The sequence below is a fragment of the Massilia sp. METH4 genome (assembly GCF_037094685.1).
Taxonomy (GTDB): Bacteria; Pseudomonadota; Gammaproteobacteria; order Burkholderiales; family Burkholderiaceae_D; genus Rugamonas.
Genome location: NZ_CP146614.1, coordinates 4,202,459 through 4,222,228 on the forward strand (window position 1 = coordinate 4,202,459; position 19,770 = coordinate 4,222,228).

Sequence of the window (19,770 nt, forward strand, 5' to 3'; positions counted from 1 at the left end):
GCCCGGCATGGCAGCCTCACGGTGGGACGGTACGCTTCCAGGAAGACAATGACTTCGGGTATGCATGGGCGGGCGTGGCCGCAAGCGGCCGGGGGGCTGCGATATCCCTGTTCAGCTACCGTTCACGACAAGGCTGGCCGGCGGCGTGGAGCGCATGTATCCCGCCGTGCCGCCGCGGATAAATGAGGGAACGGCCTGTCCCTGGGCCAGCAGTGTGGCCTGCCAATGTTCGGTCTGACTCTGCGCATCGAATACGGCGACCACGTTGCCTCCGTCATCGAGGATCAGCATGGCGCCATACACGATGAAGACCACGTCGGTAACGCCGGTATTGTCGTCGTCGACCTTCAGGGTGTGCGTTGATCCCGGCGGTTCGTAGAGATAGGATCCCGCAGTGTTCGGTGGCGAGTCGGGGTACTCGAGGTAGCGCCAGCTGCCAGCAAGCGTGTACGCATGCACGATTCCCGTATGCTTGTGGGTCGGTAGCTGCATGCCTGGCTGGAACCGGATGCGCACGGTCGTCACGGCGGCTTCGATATCGGCCTGCAGCAACATCAGGTCGAGGCCCGGGGAAGTGTAATCCCTGGCGTATGGGAAGTTATTGGTGTCGACGTGCAGCGACTCGGGAATATCGCCTTGCTGTACTTGGTTTTTCACGGGACTCTCCTCCAGATTACAACGATCGGTGTGAAACGCTTCTAGTTTTTATAGAATGAGGCGCCAGGGGCGTCAGGCGCTCTGTTCCTGCCGGATCGGGATTACCCCTGCACCGGCACGCGCCTGTTGCTCGGCATCGGCGCGGCGCTTCAGGTAGCGCCGCATCGCTACCGACGGGCCATCGGCCCCTACCGACATCTCGTACATCTCGTCCGGATCGGTGTCGCGCCACACCTGCTCGAGCGCGGCCAGGCCGTCGACGTCCTCGTAGAACGCGGCGAACAGGTTCTCGTGCATGAACTCGGTAATGTGCTCGTCGTCCTGGGCAAAGTCGCGGCCGTGGATGATGAAGTAGTGGCTCGACGAATGGGTCTGTGGAGTCAGCAGGTGTGCAGTCTTGATGCGCGAGATGTTGCGCTGCGCTTCCGGCAGGGCGCTGTCGTAGAAGCTCACGTTTACCTGATGGAAAGCGGGCGACTTGAATTCCGAGGTGACGATGCGCGCCGCTGTATTGCAGTCGACCAGCCCCGTTGGCGTGGCCCAGACCGGCGGCAGGGTAGTCGGTACCACGTCACGGTGCAGGGCGAAATAGCCATCCTTGAGCTCTGTGCGGAACGGCGCCTTGGCGTAGTCCGGCGTGCCGATTGTCTCTGCGTGCAGGAACGACAGGTGGGTCAGGTCGAGCAGGTTTTCATGCATGCTCACGTAGTTCGATTGGAGATCGAAGTAGCCTTTCGACGTTTGCCACTCGGCCGATTCCAGCCACGCCTGGTCGCGCAGCAGGGTTTCATCGGCCAGGGCCGGGTCGCCCATCCAGATCCATACCAGCTGCCCGCGCTCGACCAACTTGTAGTTCTGCACGCCGATTCCCTTCGGGCAGGTCGCCGCCGAGGGCACGTCGACGCAGTCGCCGTTGGCGTCGTAGCGGAAGCCGTGATAGCCGCACACGACGGTGTCGCCCTCAAGCGCACCCCGCGAGAGGGGATAGGCGCGGTGCGCACAGCGGTCTGTCAATGCGACCGGCTGCCCTTGCTCGGTGCGAAACAGCACCAGGCGTTTGCCCAGCAGGGTGCGTGGCAGTAACTCGTGCTTGAGTTCGTCAACGAAGGCGGCCACGTACCACTCGTTGTAGATGAATTCGGTGCTGCGGTTGGCCATGCTGGCCGTGCTTTTCTGTACGGCCTGCAGCGTTCGTGCGGATAGTTTGCTCATTGTTTGCTCCTTGTGTTCAGGCCAGGACCGATACTGTTTTTACCATCGGGGCCGTGGAGGTCGTCGTTGCCGCAGTTGCGGTCTCTTCGGCCTTGATCTTCTTGTTCACGAGCCAGCGGTAATGCCCCAGCGCGTTGTCGATTGGCAGTGGCATCATCCTGAACTCCGGATCCAGCGCCAGCGACGCGTGTTGGGCGTGGATCATGTCCCAGTCTTCCTTGAAGGCGGCAACGACCTGGCCATGCAAGGTTGCGGTGACGCCCGGGTCGTCGAGCGCGAAGTTATGCGCTTGCGAAAAGAAGTAGTGCGAGCTGTTTTCTGTCTCGGGCGTCAGGGCCTGGGCGCTGCGGAACTGCACCGCGTGGTCGCGGTGCCCGTCAGTGGCGCCGGTGCCCACGGGAGCACTGCCCGAGTCCATCAGCAGCACGCCCGGCAGCAGGAAGTCGTAGATGTTCCAGCGGTCGACATTGGTCTCCCAGCCGGTGAGCCTGTGGACAAAGGGTGCCGGCGGCCCGTTTTCGAACCACCGGGTAATGCGCACACCGTTGTCAAGCCGGTCAACCTTGGCGCGCCCTTCAGCATAGCCCGCGCTTCCGCCGAGGGTCGTTTCGTGCAGAAAGGGCAGATGCGAAAAGTCGAGCAGGTTGTCAGCGATCAGCAGGTGGCTAACGTTGTAGTGGATGTAGTCGGGCTGGTAGCGCCAGTTCGGGCTGTCGAGCCAGAACGTGTCGGGTATCAGTGCGGGATTGGCCGCGGCCGGGTCGCCCATCCAGATCCAGACCCACTTGTTGCGCTCGACCACAGGGAAGGCGCGCACGCAGGCGGCCGGCGGAATGCGGTCGCTGCCAGGAATCTGGGAACAGGCGCCGTTGCTTTCAAAGCGCAGGCCGTGATACATGCAGCGCACGGCGTCGCCTTCGATGCGGCCTTTCGACAGCGGTGCGCCGCGGTGCGGGCAGCGGTCGTGCAGAGCACGGATCGCACCATCGGCGGCGCGGAACATGACGATCGGGATTGAGGTGATGGTGCGGGCGAACATCTCGCCAGCCTTGACTTCATGCGACCAGGCGGCCACATACCAAGTGTTCTTGATAAACATTGTCGTCTCCGTCTTGGCTAGCTGTCGTGAATCTGGCAGCTAACTGTATGAATCGGTTGTAGGCACGTTCGATACCGCTGCGGCGCACCCCGGATGGGGCACGCCGGGCAGTGGCTATAAGTCGAGGACCAGGCAGGCCGAGCGCGCCCGCGAACAGCAGGGCGTCATCTGGTCATTGGCTATGTGCTCGTCGTCGGTCAGGTACATGTCGCGATGGTCGGGTTCCCCTGCGAGCACGCGGGTGAGGCAGGTACCGCATACCCCTTGTTCGCACGAGACGGGAATGTCGACGCCGTGCTCGGCCAGCACCTGGATGATCGTGCATCCTGCGGGCACTTGCAGTCGCATGCCGCTTTTGGCCAATTCGATGTCGAAAGCCCCGTCCGGGTCGGCGTCTGCCGACACCGGGGCCGCCGCAAAATACTCGCGCCGCAGCAGGGCCTCCGGCCAGCCGGCCGCGCGCGCGGCGCCGAGCACATGGTCGATAAAGCCGCCGGGGCCACAGACGTAGACTGGCGTGGTATTCGGGTGCGCCGCCAGGACCGCCGCGATATCGAGCCGCGGCCCCCCGTCGTCGAGATAGAAAAAGGCCCGTCCATCGCCGGCCGCTTCCGCCAGTTCATCGCGAAATACCAGCTTGGTGGCCGAACGTGCGCAATAGTGCAGCTCGAACTGGGCGTTGCTGCGCCTCAGCTCCTTGGCGAATGCCAGGATCGGGGTCACGCCGATACCGCCTGCGAACAGCAGCGATCGCGGTGCCTCGCTCAGCGCGAAGTGATTGCGCGGAGCGCTGATGCGCACCGTATCGCCCACGCGCAAGCGGTCATGCACGGCGATCGAGCCGCCGCGCGAGGCCGGGTCGCGCAGTACCGCGATGCGATAGTGGCCGCTTTCAGACGAGTCGTTGCACAGCGAATACTGGCGTACCAGCCCGGGCCCGAGCTTGATGTCGATATGCGCGCCCGCGGTAAACGGCGGCAGCGGTGTGCCATCGGCAGCCACCAGTTCGAGACTGACGATATCGTCAGCAACCTGCTTTCTGCTCTCAATCCTGACCGACAGGTCGTCCATGCTTGCTCTCCTTAAAAAACGTGACGCAGGCCGGTGTGCAGCGCGCGCTGGCGCCCGGTACTCGAGTTACCCAGCGTGAACAGTTGCGCCGTCAATGGTGCGCCGTCCACCGTGGTTCCCGATGCGTTCTGCAGCGCGCCGGTGATGTAAAGATTGGTGCGCTTCGAAAAGTAATACGAGGCCGATACGGCCAGCGCGTCGTAATCCGCGCGGGCCACCACCCGGGTGTACGCGTAGTCGCCGCCGAGGACCCACAGGTCTGTTGCCTGGTAGCGCATTCCCAGTTCGAGGGTACGCGCGGTCACGCCGGAAATGCCGAACTTCGACTGCGTCAGGTTGCCGTGCACGAACGACCATTCAGCGAACTTGTAGGATGCACCGATACCGGCACTGCGCAGGACATCGGAGGCGCCGGTGGCGCCGAACGGGTTGGCCGAAGGCGCGAGCAGCGACAGGTTGGTGACGTTCACGCCGCTTTGCCAAAGGTATGAAGCTCCGAGGCTCCAGGCGCCGTTCTGATAGGTCAATGCGACGTTGCGGGTGCTGTTCTGGCGCGAGTCGCCGGCCTGCTCGCCGAAACCGTAGGCAACGATGGCCGTCAGGCCTGCGAAGCTGGGGGTCGCGTACTTGATCGAATTGTCCGTCGGGATGTTCAGGATGCGGTCGTGATTTCCCGGGTGGGTGGCCAGGTAGCTTGGGCCATAGCCGAGCATTGCGGCAGAATAGGGCGCCAGTGCATCGACGGTCGCGTTGGCCTGGCGACCCAGGGAAATCGTGCCGAAGCCGCCTTTCAGGCCCACCCGCGCATCGCGGCTGAACAGCGTGTTCGCCGTCGCCAGCGTGCCGGTGTCGAGGTTGTAACCTATTTCCAGTTGGAAGAATGCACTGAGGCCGCCGCCAAGGTCCTCGACGCCCTTGAAGCCGAGGCGAGATTGCTGGAGCGTGCCCGCGTCCATCCGGGTCATGGACTTGCCGCCCTGGTTGCTGACATAGGTCGGACCAATGTCGACGATGCCATAGGTGGTTATCTCGGCAGCCGTGGCACTGGACGCGACAAGGGGTAATACCGAAGCCAGCAGAAGCTTGGTGTTTCTCACGGCGGTCTCCAGATATGGTTTTATGTTGTCGCTCGATGGCGGCGTGCCACTTCGACTTGTAGAAAAAAATTATAGGGATTTAGCGGTCACATCCCGATACCCCTGATGTGGTACAAAGCGCTCCGCATGGTACGGTTCTACAGGCGTGACGGCTCGCCATCACACGTGCGCGACGGTACAACGGAGGTGAGTGCGTTACTGACGCGGCTCGCTGCGGCGATGTCCCGGCAGCCTTCAAGCTATGTGGCGTTCGCGGCCGATGCCCAGGTAGGTTTCGATGATCCTGGAATCGTTCGCCAGGGCTGCTGCGGAGCCTTCCAGTACCAGGCTGCCCGTTTCGATGACATAGCCGTAATCGGAAACCTGCAGCGCAGCACGTGCGTTCTGCTCAATGAGCAGCGTCGACACACCCTTCTCGCGCAGCCCCGAGATGATCTGGAAGATTTCCTTGACGATCAGCGGCGCCAAGCCGAGACTGGGCTCGTCGAGCATCAGCAGCGTTGGCTTGGCCATCAGCGCTCGGCCGATGGCCAGCATCTGGCGTTCGCCGCCTGACATTGTGCCGGCGGCCTGGGCTTGGCGCTGCCTGAGCCTCGGAAACAGTTCATACACCCAGTCGAGCTGGTCCAGGTAATCCTTGTCGCGCAGGCGGTACCTGCGGAAGCTGCCGAGCACGAGGTTGTCGTGCACTGACATTTGTGCGAATAGTTCCCGAGTTTCGGGCACCATCGAGATGCCCGCCAGCACCCGGTGTTCGACATCGAGGTTCATGACCGGCATGCCCCGGTAGGCAATCCTGCCGCTGGAAGGCAACAGGCCGATGATCGCGTTTAGCAGTGTCGACTTGCCGGCTCCGTTCGGGCCGATGACGCTGACGATGCTGCCGGGCGCGACCGACAGGGAAATACCACCCAGCGCCTCCACCTTGCCATAGCGGACATGCAGTTGCTCGACTGTCAATACTGGCTTGCTCATGTTCGTCTCCTCAATCGATCCCGCCAAGGTAGGCCCGCAGGACCACCGGATCCTGTTGGACCTGGTCAGGCCTGCCCTCGCAAATCTTGGTGCCGAACTCCATGACCACCAGGTGGTCGGTCAGTTCCATGACGAAGTCCATGTCGTGTTCGACCAGCAACACGCTCACGCCTTCACGTTGCAGCTGGCGCAGCAGTTCGCCTAGCGCCTGTTTTTCCTTGTGGCGCAGCCCGGCCGCCGGTTCGTCCAGCAGCAGCAGAAACGGATCGGTGCACAAGGCTCGTGCGATTTCCAGGATACGCTGCTGGCCAAGGGGAAGCGAACCGGCCTCCATCTGCAGCCAATCGCCCAGTCCGACGCGGCGCAGCTGGCGCTCGGCCTCCGCAAGCAAGGCCTTCTCGCGTGCGCGGTCGAGGCGCAGCATCGCGCGCGCCACGTCGATCACGTGCGGAATCCGACTGCGCAGGTGTGCCCCGATGGCAACGTTCTCGAGCACCGACATGGCCGGGATCAGCTGCACATGCTGGAAGGTACGGCCGAGGCCGAGCGCAACGGTACGGCGAACGTCCAGGCCGTCGATCGGCACGCCATTGAAAACAACGTGGCCGCCGCTCAGGCCCAGCAGGCCGCTGATCAGGTTGAACATGGTCGACTTCCCCGCTCCGTTAGGCCCGATCAGGCCGACGATATCGCCCGCCTTAAGTTGGAAGCTGACATCGTTGACCGCAACCAAGCCGCCGAATTGCTTGCGCGCCGCTTGCACCTCCAGCACGACTGTACCAGCGGCGGGTCTGCTGCGGTGCGACAGCGTTACAGTGGCGCCTGCGTCGCTCGTTATTGCGCGAGGCGACGGCGTCGTGGCACGCGTGCCGAAGCGCGCCGCGATGTGCGGCCACAGGCCTTCCTGTGCATACTGGAGAATCAGCACGAGGATCACACCATAGATGATGATTTCGATATTTCCACTGGTTCCCATCAGTTGCGGCAGCCAGAACTGGAGCTTGTCCTGCAGCAGCGTCATCAGGCAGGCGCCGAGCAGGGCGCCCCAGACATGGCCGGCGCCGCCTATGACAGCCATCATCAGGTACTGGATGCCCATGTTCAGGCCGAACGGGGTCGGGTTGACCGTGCGCTGGAAGTGCGCGTAGAGCCAACCGGCCACCGAGGCATACAGCGCGGCCAGCACAAAGGCCGTAATCTTGTAGCGCGCCGTGTCGACGCCCATGGCTTCGGCCATGGCGGTGCCGCCATGGAGTGCTCGGATCGCCCGGCCAGGCCGAGAATCGAGGAGGTTGGTCGTAAGCCAGATCGCCAGCAGGGCAACCGCCCAGATCAGATAATAGATTGAGCGGCCATCGTCGAGTGCGATGCCGCCCAGCGAGATCGGCGCGATGCTTCCGAGGCCATCGTACTTGCCCAGCTCTTGCGCCGTGCCGAACAGGTAGTACAGCGACAAGCCCCAGGCGATGGTGGCCAGCGGCAGGTAATGGCCGGACATGCGCAGCGTGATCGAACCGATTGCCCAGGCACTCACGCAAGTGATCGCCAGGCCGGCCAACAGTCCCAGCCATGGCGACACCTGCAGGCTGGTGTTCAAGTACGCGGTGGCATAGGCACCGACCCCCACGAATGCGGCCTGGCCGAACGAGGTCAAGCCGCCGATGCCGGTCAGCAGTACCACCCCCACGCAGACGGTGCCATACAGGCCGATATAGTTGGCCTGGGTTATCCAGAAATTAGGCAGTGGCAGCAGCGGCAGCGCTGCCAGCAGCAGGACAAAGCCAATCAGGGCGCGGCGCTGCATCATTCTTCTCCTTCGCGTGCCCCGCTGGCGAGAGAGCGCCACAGCAGGATCGGGATGATCGCAGTAAACACGATCATTTCCTTGTATTCGCTGGCCCAGAAGGAGGAGAACACCTCGATCAGGCCAACGGCCAAGGCGCCGACCGCGGCCAGCCCATAGCTGACCAGTCCGCCAAGAATGGCACCGACAAATCCCTTCAGGCCGATCAGGAAGCCGGAGTCGTAGTACATTGCCGTACTCGGCACGATCAAAATCCCGGACAAGGCGCCGATCAGCGCCGCAAAGAACAGTGAGAGCTTGCCGGCGAAGAGGGTCGAGATGCCCATCAGGCGGGCTCCGTTGCGGTTCATCGCGGTGGCGACGAGCGCCTTGCCATACAGCGTGCGGCTGAAAAACAGGGCCAGCAGCAGTATCAAGACCGCACAGGTTGCGAGCACCAGCATGCTTTGTGCACTCACCTGGACGTCCCCCCAAACAAAGTTGCTGTCCAGGTAGGGCTCGGTGCGCGAGCCCTCGGGACCGAAGATCAGTAGGCCGAGGCCGGTCAGCACGAAATGCACTCCGACCGATACGATCAGAAGGATCAGGATCTTGGCGCTGGCCAGGCGCTGGTAGGCAATACGGTAGATCATCGGTCCCATCGGTGCCACGATCAGCAGCGATATGACGGCCTGTACCAGTACCGGAAACCTCTGCGGTGCAGCCCATGACGCCAGTGCCGCGATCGCCAGTGCGGGCAGCAGGCCCACCATCACGATGCGCGGCAGTGTGTGCCGCCTGCCGGCGCGCAGCGCGGCGCCTGCGTCAAGCAGTGTCGCCAGCACGGCCAGTACGATCAGTACCCAGACGGTGCCGGGAACCATGCCGGACTGCAGTGCCACGAGGGTCAAGGCACCGAAGGCAACGAACTCGCCTTGTGGCAGGAAGATGATGCGCGTAATCGAGAACACCATGACGAGTGCCATCGCCACCAGCACGTAAATCGCGCCCGTGGTGATGCCGTCCTGGGCCAGGACTGAAAAGATCGATATATCCACGAGTTTTACTCCCAAGTACCGGGTGGTGGCCCGCTCGGCTGCTGCCGCGCTGGCCTGAATAAATGGACCTAACGCTTGGCGGAAACCGTGTCGAGCACCCACTTGCCATCCTGGATGCGAACGATCAGGCGGGCGCGCTCATCGAGGCCGGAATGGTCGGAATGCGTCATGTTGATCACGCCTGTATTGGTTGCAAGGTTCCTGATGCCCTCGATTGCATCACGCAACGCCGCGCGGAATTCGCGGGTGCCAGGTTTGCCGGCCTTGGCCGCGATCGGCAGCGCATGCTCGAGGATCGGCAGCACGTCGTAGGCCTGGGCTGCGAAATTCGAGCGCGAACCGGCGCCGTATTTGGCCTCGTAGGCGGGAACGAACCTGGCGTTGTTTGCTTTCGTTGGATAGCCGTCGGGCAGTTGTTCCCAGACCAGATTGGGACCTACCGGCAGCAGGCCGCCGTTGATCGACTTGCCGCCCACTCGCAGAAAATCGGCAGTCGCAGCGCCATGTGTCTGGTAGATCTTGCCGGTGTAGCCTCGGTCCTTGAGCGCCTTGTGCGGCATTGTCGCTGGCGTGCCGGAACCGGCGACCAGGATCGCATCCGGCCTGGACGCGATCACGCGCAGCACTTGCGCGGTAACGCTGGCATCCTTGGGATTAAAGCGCTCGATGCTGACCAGCCTGATATTGGATTTGGCCGCCAGCACCTTGATTTCAGTCAGCCAGCTCTCGCCGTAGGCATCGGCGAATCCGATAAATCCAACCGTCTTGATCCGGTTGTCGACCATATGCTTGATGATGGCGCTGGCCATCAGCGAGTCGTTGGCGGCCGTCTTGAAGACCCATCTGCGCTTGTCGTCCATTGGCGCCACGATGCGGGCCGAGGCGCCGAGTGCGATCATGGGTGTCTCGCTACCGCCGATGGCCTCGACGATGGCCAGCGACTGCGGCGATGTGGAAGAACCGACAATCAGGTCGACTTTCTGATCAAGGAACATCTTGGCGTTCTTGACCGAGTTGGTGGTGTCGGTCGCGTCATCGACGACCATGAACTCCACCGGCATGCCGCCTATGTTTTTTGGGAACAGCGCAATGGCGTTGCGTGCACCGATGCCGAGCACCGCAGCGGGACCGGTTGTCGGTACCGTGACCCCGACGCGAACCACCTGGGCATGGGCGTTCTGGCTGAGGGCGGACAGCAGGAGGGCGGAAAGAGATACGGCCGGTCGTACACGTCTCATGTGATCCTCTTGGGCTCATTATGGTTAATATGTTAGTGGATTAGATAATATGTTATCGAATCCTGTCAAGCGGGGCTTTTATTCCAGAATGCGGCCGCTCGGGCCCGAGTAGGGCAGGCCCGGCGGGACCGCGAGAATGTTGCCTGACCAATCTCGCGTACCCCTGCAGCGACAAGGTCGAGCCCAATCCAACTGGTGGACTGAATCAACTGACGATGTACGCAGGCGCTCAGCGCCGGTCCTGAGGCGGCGGTTGGAAGACGAAATGATGTTTGCCACATCGCTGGGAAGCGCATTCACCCGGCCGACGTGACGATAGAGTTTCGGGGTAGGAAATCGTCGTCATGGTTACCGCATGCTCGGCGAATGTGTCGGCACATGGGTGCCTGCAGACGTCCGGCTTTCGGTCTTTCATCCCACACGCTTGTCGTGTCGACCCACTGGCCGGGCGCTAGGCCAGTGGGTCGATATCGAGCCTGTTCGCAAAAGTAGGCGGCGCATGCCTAAGTCACTGCGGTAACGGTCGTCCATGCCGGAGATGATTGTGTTGTACTGGTGATGCGAGCGCATGGTCATCAGCACGAACAGTACCTTGCCAGGGTGGGCGCGGGCCCGATGGATGGGCGTGCCCTTGTCCGCGAGGTGGACGATGAATTACGGCTTGACGCTGCCCGTCATCCACTCGCGTTCGCGCAAAGGGATCTTCAGGTGGAATCCGTCGCGCCTGCCGGCGCGGGCCTTGTAGTTGTTGAACCCGGCGATGGCACGCTCAATAGCGTGGCGAATCCACGCATAGTCATGCACCTACCAGTCCCGTGACGTCCTGGTATTACCGAGTGTGGCATCGGGCATGCCAGCAACGATGGCAAGTCTATGCAACGATAGTTCGATACGTAGGCTGAAGCCTGGATCGGCGTCGTCGATGATTTGCTCTTTGTCGTGAAGGTAAACCACTGGCGCGACGATGCACAGTCCCAGTCCTGAACCGCTGCGATCCTGGGCATCGGGACGACCTATGTCAAGGCCTAGCCCATCTTCTGAGCCTTGTCGCCGCCCGTCCTGACTATTCGGGGAACGTGTCGAACGTACCCTTCACCTGCTGGCGCAGCCACATATTGGCTGCGTCGTGGTGGAAGCGCGGGTGCCAGTGCTGCCGGATCGCGAACGGCGGCACCGGCATCGGCGTGGGCACCATGCGGATGCTCTTGTAACCGGCGAACTTGGTGGCCAGCTCCCGCGGCACCGTCGCGATCAATTCGGGGTTCTCCTCGATGATCATCGGCACGGTCAGGAAGTGCGGCGTCGTCAGGTAGATTCGGCGCGGCCCGTCCAGTTCGTCGACGATGGCGTCGTAGGCATCTTCCAGCTTGCCAGAGAGCGACACGACGATGTGCTCCATGGCGAAGAACTGGTCGCGGCTCAGCGTGTCGCCGATCCAGCGGTTGCGGCGGTTGACGATCGTGACAAACGAGCGGGTGAACAGCTGCTGCTGGAACAGTCCCTTCGGCACGGCGTGCAGGGAGCCGAGCGCCAGGTCTCCTTCGCCGCTTTCCAGCACGGCCTGCACGTGGCGCATCGCGACCTGCAGGGTACGTACCGTGCAGTGCGGGGCTGTCTGGCGCAGCCGCGCGATCAGCCGGGGCAGGAAGATCAGCTCACCCATGTCCGTCAGTAGCAGGCTGAAGCCCCGTTTCGCCGTTGCCGCATTGAAGCCCTCGCGCACCAGCAGTTCGGTGCGCACCGTTCCCATCACCGACAGGACTGGGCCGCGCAATTCCAGCGCCCGTGGCGTCGGCTGCATGCCACTGCCGGTCTTCATGAACAGTGGGTCGTCGAAGAACAGGCGCAAGCGTTTCAGCGCGTGGCTGACCGCGCTCTGCGACATCGCCAGTTGGTCAGCGGCGCGGCTAACGTTGCCAACGCGGATGAGGGCATCAAATACTGGCAGTAGGTTGAGGTCCAGCTCAGCATTATGCAGATCATTCATAACGTGAATCGATGGTGTGTGATTTACACATAATATTCGATTGCGTATCTTTTCGTCACGCTCAACAAACGAGGAGATGGCACCGTGGCAGAGAAAAAGTTCGCATCGCAGGCCGACCTGGAAGAAAAGAAAACCAGCTTCATTAAGCTTTCCGATAACGCTTACGCGTACACGGCTGAGGGCGATCCCAATTCGGGTGTCATCATCGGTGACGACAGCGTCATGGTGATCGACACGACTGCCACGCCCGTGATGGCGCAGGCCCTGATCAAACACATCCGAAGCGTGACGGACCTGCCGATCAAGTACGTGGTGCTGACGCACTACCACGCCGTGCGCGTGCTGGGTGCCTCGGCGTATTTCGCGGAAGGCGCCGAGCAGGTGATTGCCTCGCGCGGTACCTACGAAATGATCGTCGAGCGTGGCGAGCACGACATGAAATCCGAGATCGAGCGTTTCCCGCGCCTATTCGCTGGGGTGGAATCTGTGCCGGGCCTGACATGGCCCACGATGGTGTTCGATAACGAAATGTCGATCTTCATGGGCAAGCTGGAAGTGCAGCTGGCGCACGTGGGCATGGGCCATACGAAGGGCGACACTATCGCCTATATCCCGTCGCAGAAGATCTGCTTCTCGGGCGACCTGGTCGAGGCGGATGCCGCCGCCTACACGGGCGACGCCCAGCTGGAAGAATGGCCCACCACGCTGGAAATCCTGCGTGCAATGAACTTCGACAAGCTCGTTCCCGGCCGTGGCCCGGCGCTGCTGAATCCCACGGAAGTCAATGCAGGCATCGACTACACGAAGGATTTCGTCACCACCCTGCTGCAGAGCGCCAGGGAAGCGGTGTCTGACAAGCTGGACCTGAAAGCCGCGATGGCGCACGTGCGCTCCAAGATGGATCCGAAGTTTGCCCACGTGTTCATCTACGAACACTGCCTGCCCTTCGACGTCACGCGCGCATACGACGAGGCAAGCGGCATCAAGCACCCGCGCATCTGGACCGCCGAGCGCGACAAGGAAATGTGGCATTCGCTGCAAGCCTGACGGACGAGGTGAAATGATGGAGACCGACTTCCAGCAGCGCGTATTCGAATACCGGCCGCGCGAGGATAACGACGAGGGCATCCACCCCGTCGTGGTGGTGGGTGCCGGCCCGATCGGCCTGGCCACAGCGATCGATCTGGCCAGGCAGCAGATTCCCGTGATCCTGCTCGACGACGACAACCGCCTGTCGAACGGTTCACGGGCAATCTGCTTCGCCAAGCGCACGCTCGAGATCTTCGACCGGCTCGGTTGCGGCGACTCCATGGTGAAGAAGGGGGTAAGCTGGAACGTTGGCCGGGTGTTCATGGGTAACGAACAGATATATAGCTTCGACCTTTTGCCGGAGCAGGGGCACGAACGCCCGGCGTTCATCAACCTGCAGCAGTATTATGTGGAAGGCTATCTGCAGGAGCGTGCCCAGAAACTGCCGTCCCTGGACCTGCGCTGGAGCAGCAGGGTGACGGGTCTTACCCAGAATGCCGACGGCGTGACCCTGACCGTATCCGCGCCTGACCGCGAGTATGCGCTGCGTGCGCAATACGTGGTGGCGGCCGATGGCGGCCGCAGCGCCATCCGCGGCTTCCTCGGCCTCGAAAGCAAGGGACGCGTGTTCCAGGACCGTTTCCTGATCGCCGACGTGAAGATGACGGCCGAGTTCCCGTCGGAGCGCTGGTTCTGGTTCGATCCGCCGTTCCACCGTGGTCAATCGGTGCTGCTGCACCGCCAGCCCGACGATGTGTGGCGCATCGACTTCCAGCTGGGCTGGGATGCCGACCCGGTTGCCGAGCGCGCGCCCGAGCGCGTGATCCCACGCATCCAGGCCCTGCTCGGCAAGGAGGTCGACTTCACGCTGGAATGGGTCAGCATCTACACGTTCTGCTGCCTGCGTATGGACAAATTCCGCCATGGCCGCGTGCTGTTCGCCGGCGATTCGGCTCATGGTGTTTCGCCGTTCGGCGCCCGCGGCGCCAACAGCGGTGTACAGGATGCCGACAACCTGGCGTGGAAACTACGCTTAGTCCTGCAGGGTAAGGCGCCCGATGCGCTGCTCGACACGTATGGCAGCGAGCGCGAATACGCGGCCGACGAGAACATCCTGAACTCCACGCGAGCAACCGACTTTATCACGCCCAAGAGCGCTGTGAGCCGGCTGTTCCGTGACGCGACGCTGCAACTGGCGCGCGACCATGCGTTTGCGCGCAAGATGGTCAACAGCGGACGGCTTTCGCTGCCTTCGGTGTATAGCGATTCGCTGTTGAACACGCCCGACGTGCAACCATTCGCCACCGCGTTGCGTCCTGGCGCGCCGGCCGCCGATGCCCCGGTTGCCATCGATGGCGCACCGGACTGGCTGCTGCGGCGGGTCGGCGACGACTTCACTGGCATCTACTTTGCTGGCAGCCACATCGACGCCGAGGTACTGCGCCGGTGCGCCTGCCTTGCCGAAGCGGACGTTCCGATGCGCACGCTGGTCGTGGTGGCACCGGGCACGTCTGCCGGACCGGGCATGCTGGCCGATACCGAAGGTCTGGTGCGCCAGCGCTACGGGGCACAACCGGGCAGCTTCTACCTGCTGCGCCCCGACCAGCACGTATGCGCGCGCTGGCGTGAATTCGATGAGACGGCTGTCCGCCAAGCCATTGCCCGAGCCACCTGCAACGTGAAGGAAACAGCATGAACTCGCGTCTGAACCTCGACAGCAACCTGGCCGCGCCGGATGACTTCTACGAAGCGCTGATCGACGCCCACCAGGAACTCGATGACGAGCAAAGCAAGATGTTGAATGCGCAACTGGTCCTGCTGCTGTCGAACCACATCGGCAACCTGGCGGTCTTGCTGGAAGCCCTTGCAATCGCGCGGGCAAACGCCGGCGTACAACCACGTTGAAACAAGGGGCGCAGTACGCAGCCCGGGCATGCTCTCTTAGAAGTTATGCTATTTACTCGCGCGCCCATCTGCCCATCAATCCGCCGTGGAAGCTCTGGCGAAGTCGGTATCATGTACAGTTCCATTATCACTACCGCACAGGCAGCGAAGCTCCTCGGAGTGTCGCCTAGAACGGCCCAACTGTGGATAGAAAGCGGGGAAATCCCGTCGTGGAAGACCCCGGGCGGCCATCGTCGCGTGTTCCTGTCCGACGTGCTGTCGTTGCTGGCCTGCGTCGACCCTGGACAGCCGGCACCTCCAGTAGTCTGCGTCCTTGCCGACGAACGTCGCCATGCAATGTGGACCGGTGCATTGAAGCGCCTCCGCGTCGGTAGCATCGCCTGTTTCGACGACCCTATCGCCGCAGCAGTGGCAATGGGCGCAGCAGTGCCGGAGGTGCTGCTGGTGCATGCGGAAACGGCCGACGACCTTCGCCCGGCTTTCCTCACGTCGCTACGGGCTGTCAGGCTGTTGGATCGCCTTCGCATCGTCGTTGCCACCCATCTTTCACCCGAGGTCGTTCACAAATTGCTGGTTCCGGCCCTGGCCTGTGAAACGGTCCAGCTCGACGAATCGACAGTGGATCTCGCCCCCAATCTTGGAGGGCTGTCGTGTTTCCGTTAAACGCATCGTTCAACAGGCACCAGCAGGCATGGGCGTCTCGTATATCGCTACCTATCGCAACGGCATCCGCGCGACACTGGCGGCCAGCCGCCTGGGTGTAGTCCGTTACCAGCCCATGCCGGATTGCGACGCAAGCCAGGACTTCTACCGTACTACGGCATTCTTTCATTTATCGCCAATTCGCCGCCGGTGCCGTATACGCACCTGCGCGCGCATTGGATTATGACCGAAAGGGTGCGGCACGATCCGCACCCTCGAAAAAGAATTGCCGGAGGCATTGCCGCCATACCGCCAGGTTTCGAGCCATCCCGACATGCCTGCAACCCAGTGAAGGGTTGCGGCATCAACGTGTCGGTCAACAGAACTGCGCGGCGCAGTCCCGCCGCCTGCTGAAGAAACGGATCAGTAAGCCTCGTTGCCTGATCACCTTGACGGCTTTGTCTGCTTTCAAGGGACTGGTCGCCACGCTCGGCATCCTGCACATGCCATCGGTATTCGGTATTGACGGCAACAGCGGTGGTCACGGCAACGGAGACGACTCGCCCAGCTTGGAGCGATTTTACGCGGTGGCATCGATCGACACAGAAGGCCAGTCGCCTGCGATCGGCCGGTTCACCGCCGTTTGCGCCTGGTTGTCGATTCCTTGCACAGACGTGGGACTGGGCTTTTCAGAATCCCCGCTCAAGTCCAACGCCTTGACCAGTTCATCAACCGAACGGGTCGAGCTCCATTCGCGGCAGTACCGAAAAGCGCATACCGCCATGCGATTAACGCGCTTAGTGTTCGACGTTTCGGGAATATAGAATTGGGGCACCATAACAACGAGGCCGACTCGGCGCGAGCAGCACAGCAGTCGTGCTTGCCGCCCTCGGGCCAGATCGATCTGATGACTTCCAGGCGTTCCTTCCTTACTGCCTCTGCCATAGCAGGACTGTTTCCACTGGTTTCCTGCAGTTCCAGTTCCAGTTACTCCCGTCCCAACATCGTGCTGATCGTGCTAGACGATGTGGGCTTCTCCGATCTTGGCCCTTATGGATCGGAGATCCGGACGCCGGCGATCAGCAGCCTCGCGAACGAAGGCGTGCGCTTCAACCGGTTCGACACCAAGGCGATCTGCTCGCCTACCCGTGCATCGCTGCTGACCGGGTGCAATCCGCAAACGGTCCGGATGGCCGACTTGCCGGTGCCAAGTCCGGATCCGGCCAACACGACGAAGTATCGCGGCGAGCTTCCCGAAAATGCGCGCACGCTGGGCCAGGTGCTCAAGGATGCCGGCTACTTCACGGCCGCATTCGGCAAGTGGCATCTTGCCCCCGGCAAGGAAGACGGCAAGCCTGGCAACAATGCCTCCTGGCCTCTGCAGCGCGGCTTCGACTATTTCTACGGGTTTGCGGCCGGCTGGACGGACCAGTACCATCCGAATCTCGTGGAAGGAAACTCGGTCGTGCCGGTGCCGATGCGAGCGGGCTATCACCTATCTGTCGACCTGGTTGACAGGGCTATCGCGAAGATCAGCGGCAACAAGACGGCAAACCCTGGTCAGCCTTTTTTCACATACCTTGCATTCGGGGCGGGGCACTCGCCGATCCAGGTGCCACGCGCCTATATTGACCGGTACGCGGGCGTTTACGAAAAGGGGTGGGATGTGTTGCGCCAGGAGCGCTTCAACCGCATGCAGGCCATTCCCGGCCTGTTGCCGCCAACTACGAAACTGCCCGCGCGCAACACGGGCGACCGCGCCTGGAGCGATTTGACCGAGGACGAGCAGGTCGTGTTCGCGCGCTTCATGGCCACCTACGCCGGCTTCATTGAGCACACGGACGAACAGATCGGCCGTCTGGTCAGCCACCTGAAGTCGACGGGCGACTACGACAATACGGTGTTTGTCGTCCTGTCCGACAACGGCGCGGCGAACGAGGCAGGACAGGTCGGCGCGTTCGAGCGGCTGTACTGGCCGAACACGCTCACGCCCGCGCAGATGCGGGCGCGGCTCGACGAACTGGGCACCGACAAGACGCAGTCGCAGTACCAGCGGCCCTGGGCCATGCTGGGTAACACGCCGTTCCGGCGTTACAAGCTCTGGCCCCATGCCGGGGGCGTGCGCACCCCACTCGTGCTGAGCTGGGCAAACCGCATCGCGTCGCCGGGCACGGTGCGGCAGCAGTACCTGGATGTAAGCGACCTGGCGCCCACGCTGGCGGAACTGGCCGGCACGTCATTCCCGACGGCCGTCAATGGCGTGGCGCAGATACCGGTGGCAGGCAATTCGATCGAGCCGGTGTTGCGCGATCCACAGGCAAACGGTCGCGATGTACAATTCTTCGAGATGCGCGGCAACCGTGCCATCACGTCCGGCAAGTGGAAGGCGGTGGCGATCCACACGTATGGGCAGGATTTTTCGAAGGATAGGTGGGAACTGTTCGATCTGGCCAACGACTTCGCAGAATCGACCAACGTGGCCGCGGTCTACCCCGCTAAGCTAGAGGAGCTCAAGCAACTGTGGGCCTCGGAAGCAGCGAAGTACAGCATGCCCGCCCTTTCCGATCCGCCGGCCTCCACGGTATACCTGAACGATTATGGAGATGCGCTGCTTGAAACACCGTGAACACGATGATGGCCAGCCCCCCGGTATGGTCCGGGTTCCCGCCGCGACGTTCTCGATGGGCTCGGATACGGCGTATGAGGAGGAGCGTCCGCGGCGCAGGGTCGCCGTCGATGGCTTCTGGATTGACAGGACGCCCGTGACCAATAACCAGTTCGCGGCCTTCGTCGCCGCGACAGGGTACGTCACATTGGCGGAAATCGCGCCCGACCCGGGCATGTATCCTGGGTTGCAGCCCGAACAGTGCGTCGCGGGCTCTGCGGTGTTTGTGGCGCCGGCCGGCCCGGTACCGCTTTCGCAACCCGACGCTTGGTGGCGCTGGGTGATCGGGGCAAACTGGCAGCACCCGGCTGGGCCCAGGTCGTCGATCGAAGGCATTGGCGACCATCCGGTCGTGCACATCGCGCACCAGGATGCCGCCGCCTACGCACGATGGGCAGGCAAGTCGCTGCCCACCGAGGCGGAGTGGGAACTCGCGGCAGGCGGGGGCCTGGACGGCACCGCGTTCCCATGGGGCGAGGAACTGGCGCCTGATGGCAAAGGCATGTGCAATCACTGGCACGGCGAATTCCCCTGGCAGGACCTGAAGCCACCCGGCGCGGCAAGGACGTCCGCCGTTGGATCCTTCCCGCCAAACTGCTACGGCATCGTCGACATGATCGGCAACGTGTGGGAATGGACCGACGACTGGTATGGACTGGCGCAGCCGAATTCTGGTCGGGCCTGCTGCGTGCCGCGTAACCCGCGCGGCAGCAGCCGCGACGACAGCATCGATCACGACTGGGGCGGAGCGGTACCGCGCAAGGTACTGAAGGGCGGCTCGCACCTGTGCGCGCCGAACTACTGTGAACGATACCGGCCGTCCGCCCGGATTCCGCAGCCGGTCGATACGACGACAAGCCATGTGGGATTCCGCTGCGTACTGAGGGGACCGGCTTGGCACAATCAAGACTGGCATTAACTGCTGTGCGATTGCCCACCAATGTGATACGAGCCAAATGGTACAGTACGTTCCAAGCAGGCAAAACCATCAGGGGCGATGAATTCATCGTGCTGCTCCAGGAGCTTGGAGCCGGCTTCGCTGCCGTCACCTACACCGCGCTCTCGATGGCGGAGCCGTCAGGCACGGCGTTGGCGCAACCAATCCGCACCCCTGGACAGTCACGCTGCGTGGATCGAGCACCTGGTGCAGGCCGGAGCGTGATGCTGCCCGCGAACCACGTATTCCCACCGGCCGGCCTCGCTTTCATGTTCGCGGCCGTGCCGATCTTGTTGACGTCGAAACCGACGTGCATTGCCGATACGACACTCGCTAAGTTCGATGAATCTAGCAGGCGCAGCGAAGGCTTTCCTGTACAGCGCCTTACGGCTGCCGTCACGACAGCATGTTCGAC

The 19,770-nt window shown here is 62.4% G+C and carries 18 protein-coding genes; 7 read left to right on the forward strand and 11 right to left on the reverse strand.

The window, feature by feature from the left end; genetic code table 11:
- Nucleotides 1-111: 111 nt before the first annotated feature.
- The 11 genes from V6Z91_RS18585 to V6Z91_RS18635 form a co-directional block, all read right to left on the reverse strand.
- Nucleotides 112-657, reverse strand: a complete 546-nt coding sequence (locus tag V6Z91_RS18585; protein WP_338759433.1) for a 2,4'-dihydroxyacetophenone dioxygenase family protein — start codon at nt 655-657, stop codon at nt 112-114.
- 72 nt (nt 658-729) lie between these two features.
- The gene (locus V6Z91_RS18590; RefSeq protein ID WP_338759436.1) at nt 730-1,869 is read right to left on the reverse strand and encodes an aromatic ring-hydroxylating dioxygenase subunit alpha; all 1,140 of its coding nucleotides are present in this window, start codon (nt 1,867-1,869) and stop codon (nt 730-732) included.
- A gap of 16 nt (nt 1,870-1,885) precedes the next feature.
- Nucleotides 1,886-2,968, reverse strand: coding sequence for an aromatic ring-hydroxylating dioxygenase subunit alpha (locus V6Z91_RS18595; RefSeq protein ID WP_338759438.1), 1,083 nt, complete (start codon nt 2,966-2,968; stop codon nt 1,886-1,888).
- 114 nt (nt 2,969-3,082) lie between these two features.
- Nucleotides 3,083-4,039, reverse strand: a complete 957-nt coding sequence (locus tag V6Z91_RS18600; RefSeq protein WP_338759440.1) for a PDR/VanB family oxidoreductase — start codon at nt 4,037-4,039, stop codon at nt 3,083-3,085.
- Between the two features lie 11 nt (nt 4,040-4,050).
- Nucleotides 4,051-5,136, reverse strand: a complete 1,086-nt coding sequence (locus V6Z91_RS18605) for a porin (RefSeq protein ID WP_338759442.1) — start codon at nt 5,134-5,136, stop codon at nt 4,051-4,053.
- A 234-nt stretch (nt 5,137-5,370) separates the two neighbouring features.
- Nucleotides 5,371-6,111 (reverse strand): ABC transporter ATP-binding protein, encoded by a 741-nt coding sequence (locus V6Z91_RS18610; protein WP_338759445.1) that lies wholly within the window; start codon nt 6,109-6,111, stop codon nt 5,371-5,373.
- Between the two features lie 10 nt (nt 6,112-6,121).
- Complete coding sequence (locus V6Z91_RS18615; RefSeq protein ID WP_338759448.1) at nt 6,122-7,918, reverse strand: branched-chain amino acid ABC transporter ATP-binding protein/permease; 1,797 nt, start codon at nt 7,916-7,918, stop codon at nt 6,122-6,124.
- The gene (locus tag V6Z91_RS18620) at nt 7,915-8,952 is read right to left on the reverse strand and encodes a branched-chain amino acid ABC transporter permease (RefSeq protein WP_338759451.1); all 1,038 of its coding nucleotides are present in this window, start codon (nt 8,950-8,952) and stop codon (nt 7,915-7,917) included. Before V6Z91_RS18620 ends, V6Z91_RS18615 begins: the two co-directional genes overlap by 4 nt.
- Nucleotides 8,953-9,020: 68 nt before the next feature.
- Nucleotides 9,021-10,190, reverse strand: coding sequence for an ABC transporter substrate-binding protein (locus V6Z91_RS18625; RefSeq protein ID WP_338759454.1), 1,170 nt, complete (start codon nt 10,188-10,190; stop codon nt 9,021-9,023).
- A gap of 654 nt (nt 10,191-10,844) precedes the next feature.
- Nucleotides 10,845-10,994 carry a hypothetical protein gene (locus V6Z91_RS18630; protein WP_338759456.1) on the reverse strand — a complete coding sequence of 50 codons (150 nt, stop codon included), beginning with the start codon at nt 10,992-10,994 and terminating at the stop codon, nt 10,845-10,847.
- Between the two features lie 259 nt (nt 10,995-11,253).
- Complete coding sequence (locus V6Z91_RS18635; RefSeq protein ID WP_338759458.1) at nt 11,254-12,177, reverse strand: LysR family transcriptional regulator; 924 nt, start codon at nt 12,175-12,177, stop codon at nt 11,254-11,256.
- Between the two features lie 84 nt (nt 12,178-12,261).
- Here V6Z91_RS18635 and V6Z91_RS18640 point away from each other — a divergent pair, with 84 nt between their 5' ends.
- The 7 genes from V6Z91_RS18640 (at nt 12,262) to V6Z91_RS18670 (ending at nt 19,337) form a co-directional block, all read left to right on the forward strand.
- Entirely contained in the window at nt 12,262-13,224 is a 963-nt protein-coding gene (locus tag V6Z91_RS18640; protein ID WP_338759461.1) for an MBL fold metallo-hydrolase, read from the forward strand.
- 16 nt (nt 13,225-13,240) lie between these two features.
- Nucleotides 13,241-14,902: an FAD-dependent oxidoreductase gene (locus tag V6Z91_RS18645; protein WP_338771928.1), complete on the forward strand. Its 1,662-nt coding sequence runs from the start codon at nt 13,241-13,243 to the stop codon at nt 14,900-14,902.
- A complete protein-coding gene (locus V6Z91_RS18650) occupies nt 14,899-15,111 on the forward strand; it encodes a DUF2783 domain-containing protein (protein WP_338759463.1) in 213 nt (70 codons plus the stop codon). The genes V6Z91_RS18645 and V6Z91_RS18650 overlap by 4 nt, the downstream gene beginning before the upstream one ends.
- A gap of 111 nt (nt 15,112-15,222) precedes the next feature.
- Entirely contained in the window at nt 15,223-15,774 is a 552-nt protein-coding gene (locus tag V6Z91_RS18655) for a helix-turn-helix domain-containing protein (protein ID WP_338759465.1), read from the forward strand.
- A gap of 335 nt (nt 15,775-16,109) precedes the next feature.
- On the forward strand, nt 16,110-16,577 hold the full coding sequence (locus V6Z91_RS18660; RefSeq protein WP_338759468.1) for a hypothetical protein: 468 nt from the start codon (nt 16,110-16,112) through the stop codon (nt 16,575-16,577).
- Between the two features lie 182 nt (nt 16,578-16,759).
- On the forward strand, nt 16,760-18,379 hold the full coding sequence (locus V6Z91_RS18665) for an arylsulfatase (RefSeq protein ID WP_338759471.1): 1,620 nt from the start codon (nt 16,760-16,762) through the stop codon (nt 18,377-18,379).
- A complete protein-coding gene (locus tag V6Z91_RS18670; RefSeq protein ID WP_338759473.1) occupies nt 18,366-19,337 on the forward strand; it encodes a formylglycine-generating enzyme family protein in 972 nt (323 codons plus the stop codon). Before V6Z91_RS18665 ends, V6Z91_RS18670 begins: the two co-directional genes overlap by 14 nt.
- The last annotated feature ends 433 nt before the right edge of the window (nt 19,338-19,770 follow it).

Bases quoted from the DNA above. Each gene is read 5' to 3' on its own strand.
- V6Z91_RS18590 (WP_338759436.1), bottom strand. From the start codon at position 1,869: ATGAGCAAACTATCCGCACGAACGCTGCAGGCCGTACAGAAAAGCACG.
- V6Z91_RS18595 (WP_338759438.1), bottom strand. From the start codon at position 2,968: ATGTTTATCAAGAACACTTGGTATGTGGCCGCCTGGTCGCATGAAGTC.
- V6Z91_RS18650 (WP_338759463.1), top strand. From the start codon at position 14,899: ATGAACTCGCGTCTGAACCTCGACAGCAACCTGGCCGCGCCGGATGAC.
- V6Z91_RS18625 (WP_338759454.1), bottom strand. From the start codon at position 10,190: ATGAGACGTGTACGACCGGCCGTATCTCTTTCCGCCCTCCTGCTGTCC.
- V6Z91_RS18645 (WP_338771928.1), top strand. From the start codon at position 13,241: ATGGAGACCGACTTCCAGCAGCGCGTATTCGAATACCGGCCGCGCGAG.
- V6Z91_RS18635 (WP_338759458.1), bottom strand. From the start codon at position 12,177: ATGAATGATCTGCATAATGCTGAGCTGGACCTCAACCTACTGCCAGTA.
- V6Z91_RS18615 (WP_338759448.1), bottom strand. From the start codon at position 7,918: ATGATGCAGCGCCGCGCCCTGATTGGCTTTGTCCTGCTGCTGGCAGCG.
- V6Z91_RS18610 (WP_338759445.1), bottom strand. From the start codon at position 6,111: ATGAGCAAGCCAGTATTGACAGTCGAGCAACTGCATGTCCGCTATGGC.
- V6Z91_RS18600 (WP_338759440.1), bottom strand. From the start codon at position 4,039: ATGGACGACCTGTCGGTCAGGATTGAGAGCAGAAAGCAGGTTGCTGAC.
- V6Z91_RS18655 (WP_338759465.1), top strand. From the start codon at position 15,223: ATGTACAGTTCCATTATCACTACCGCACAGGCAGCGAAGCTCCTCGGA.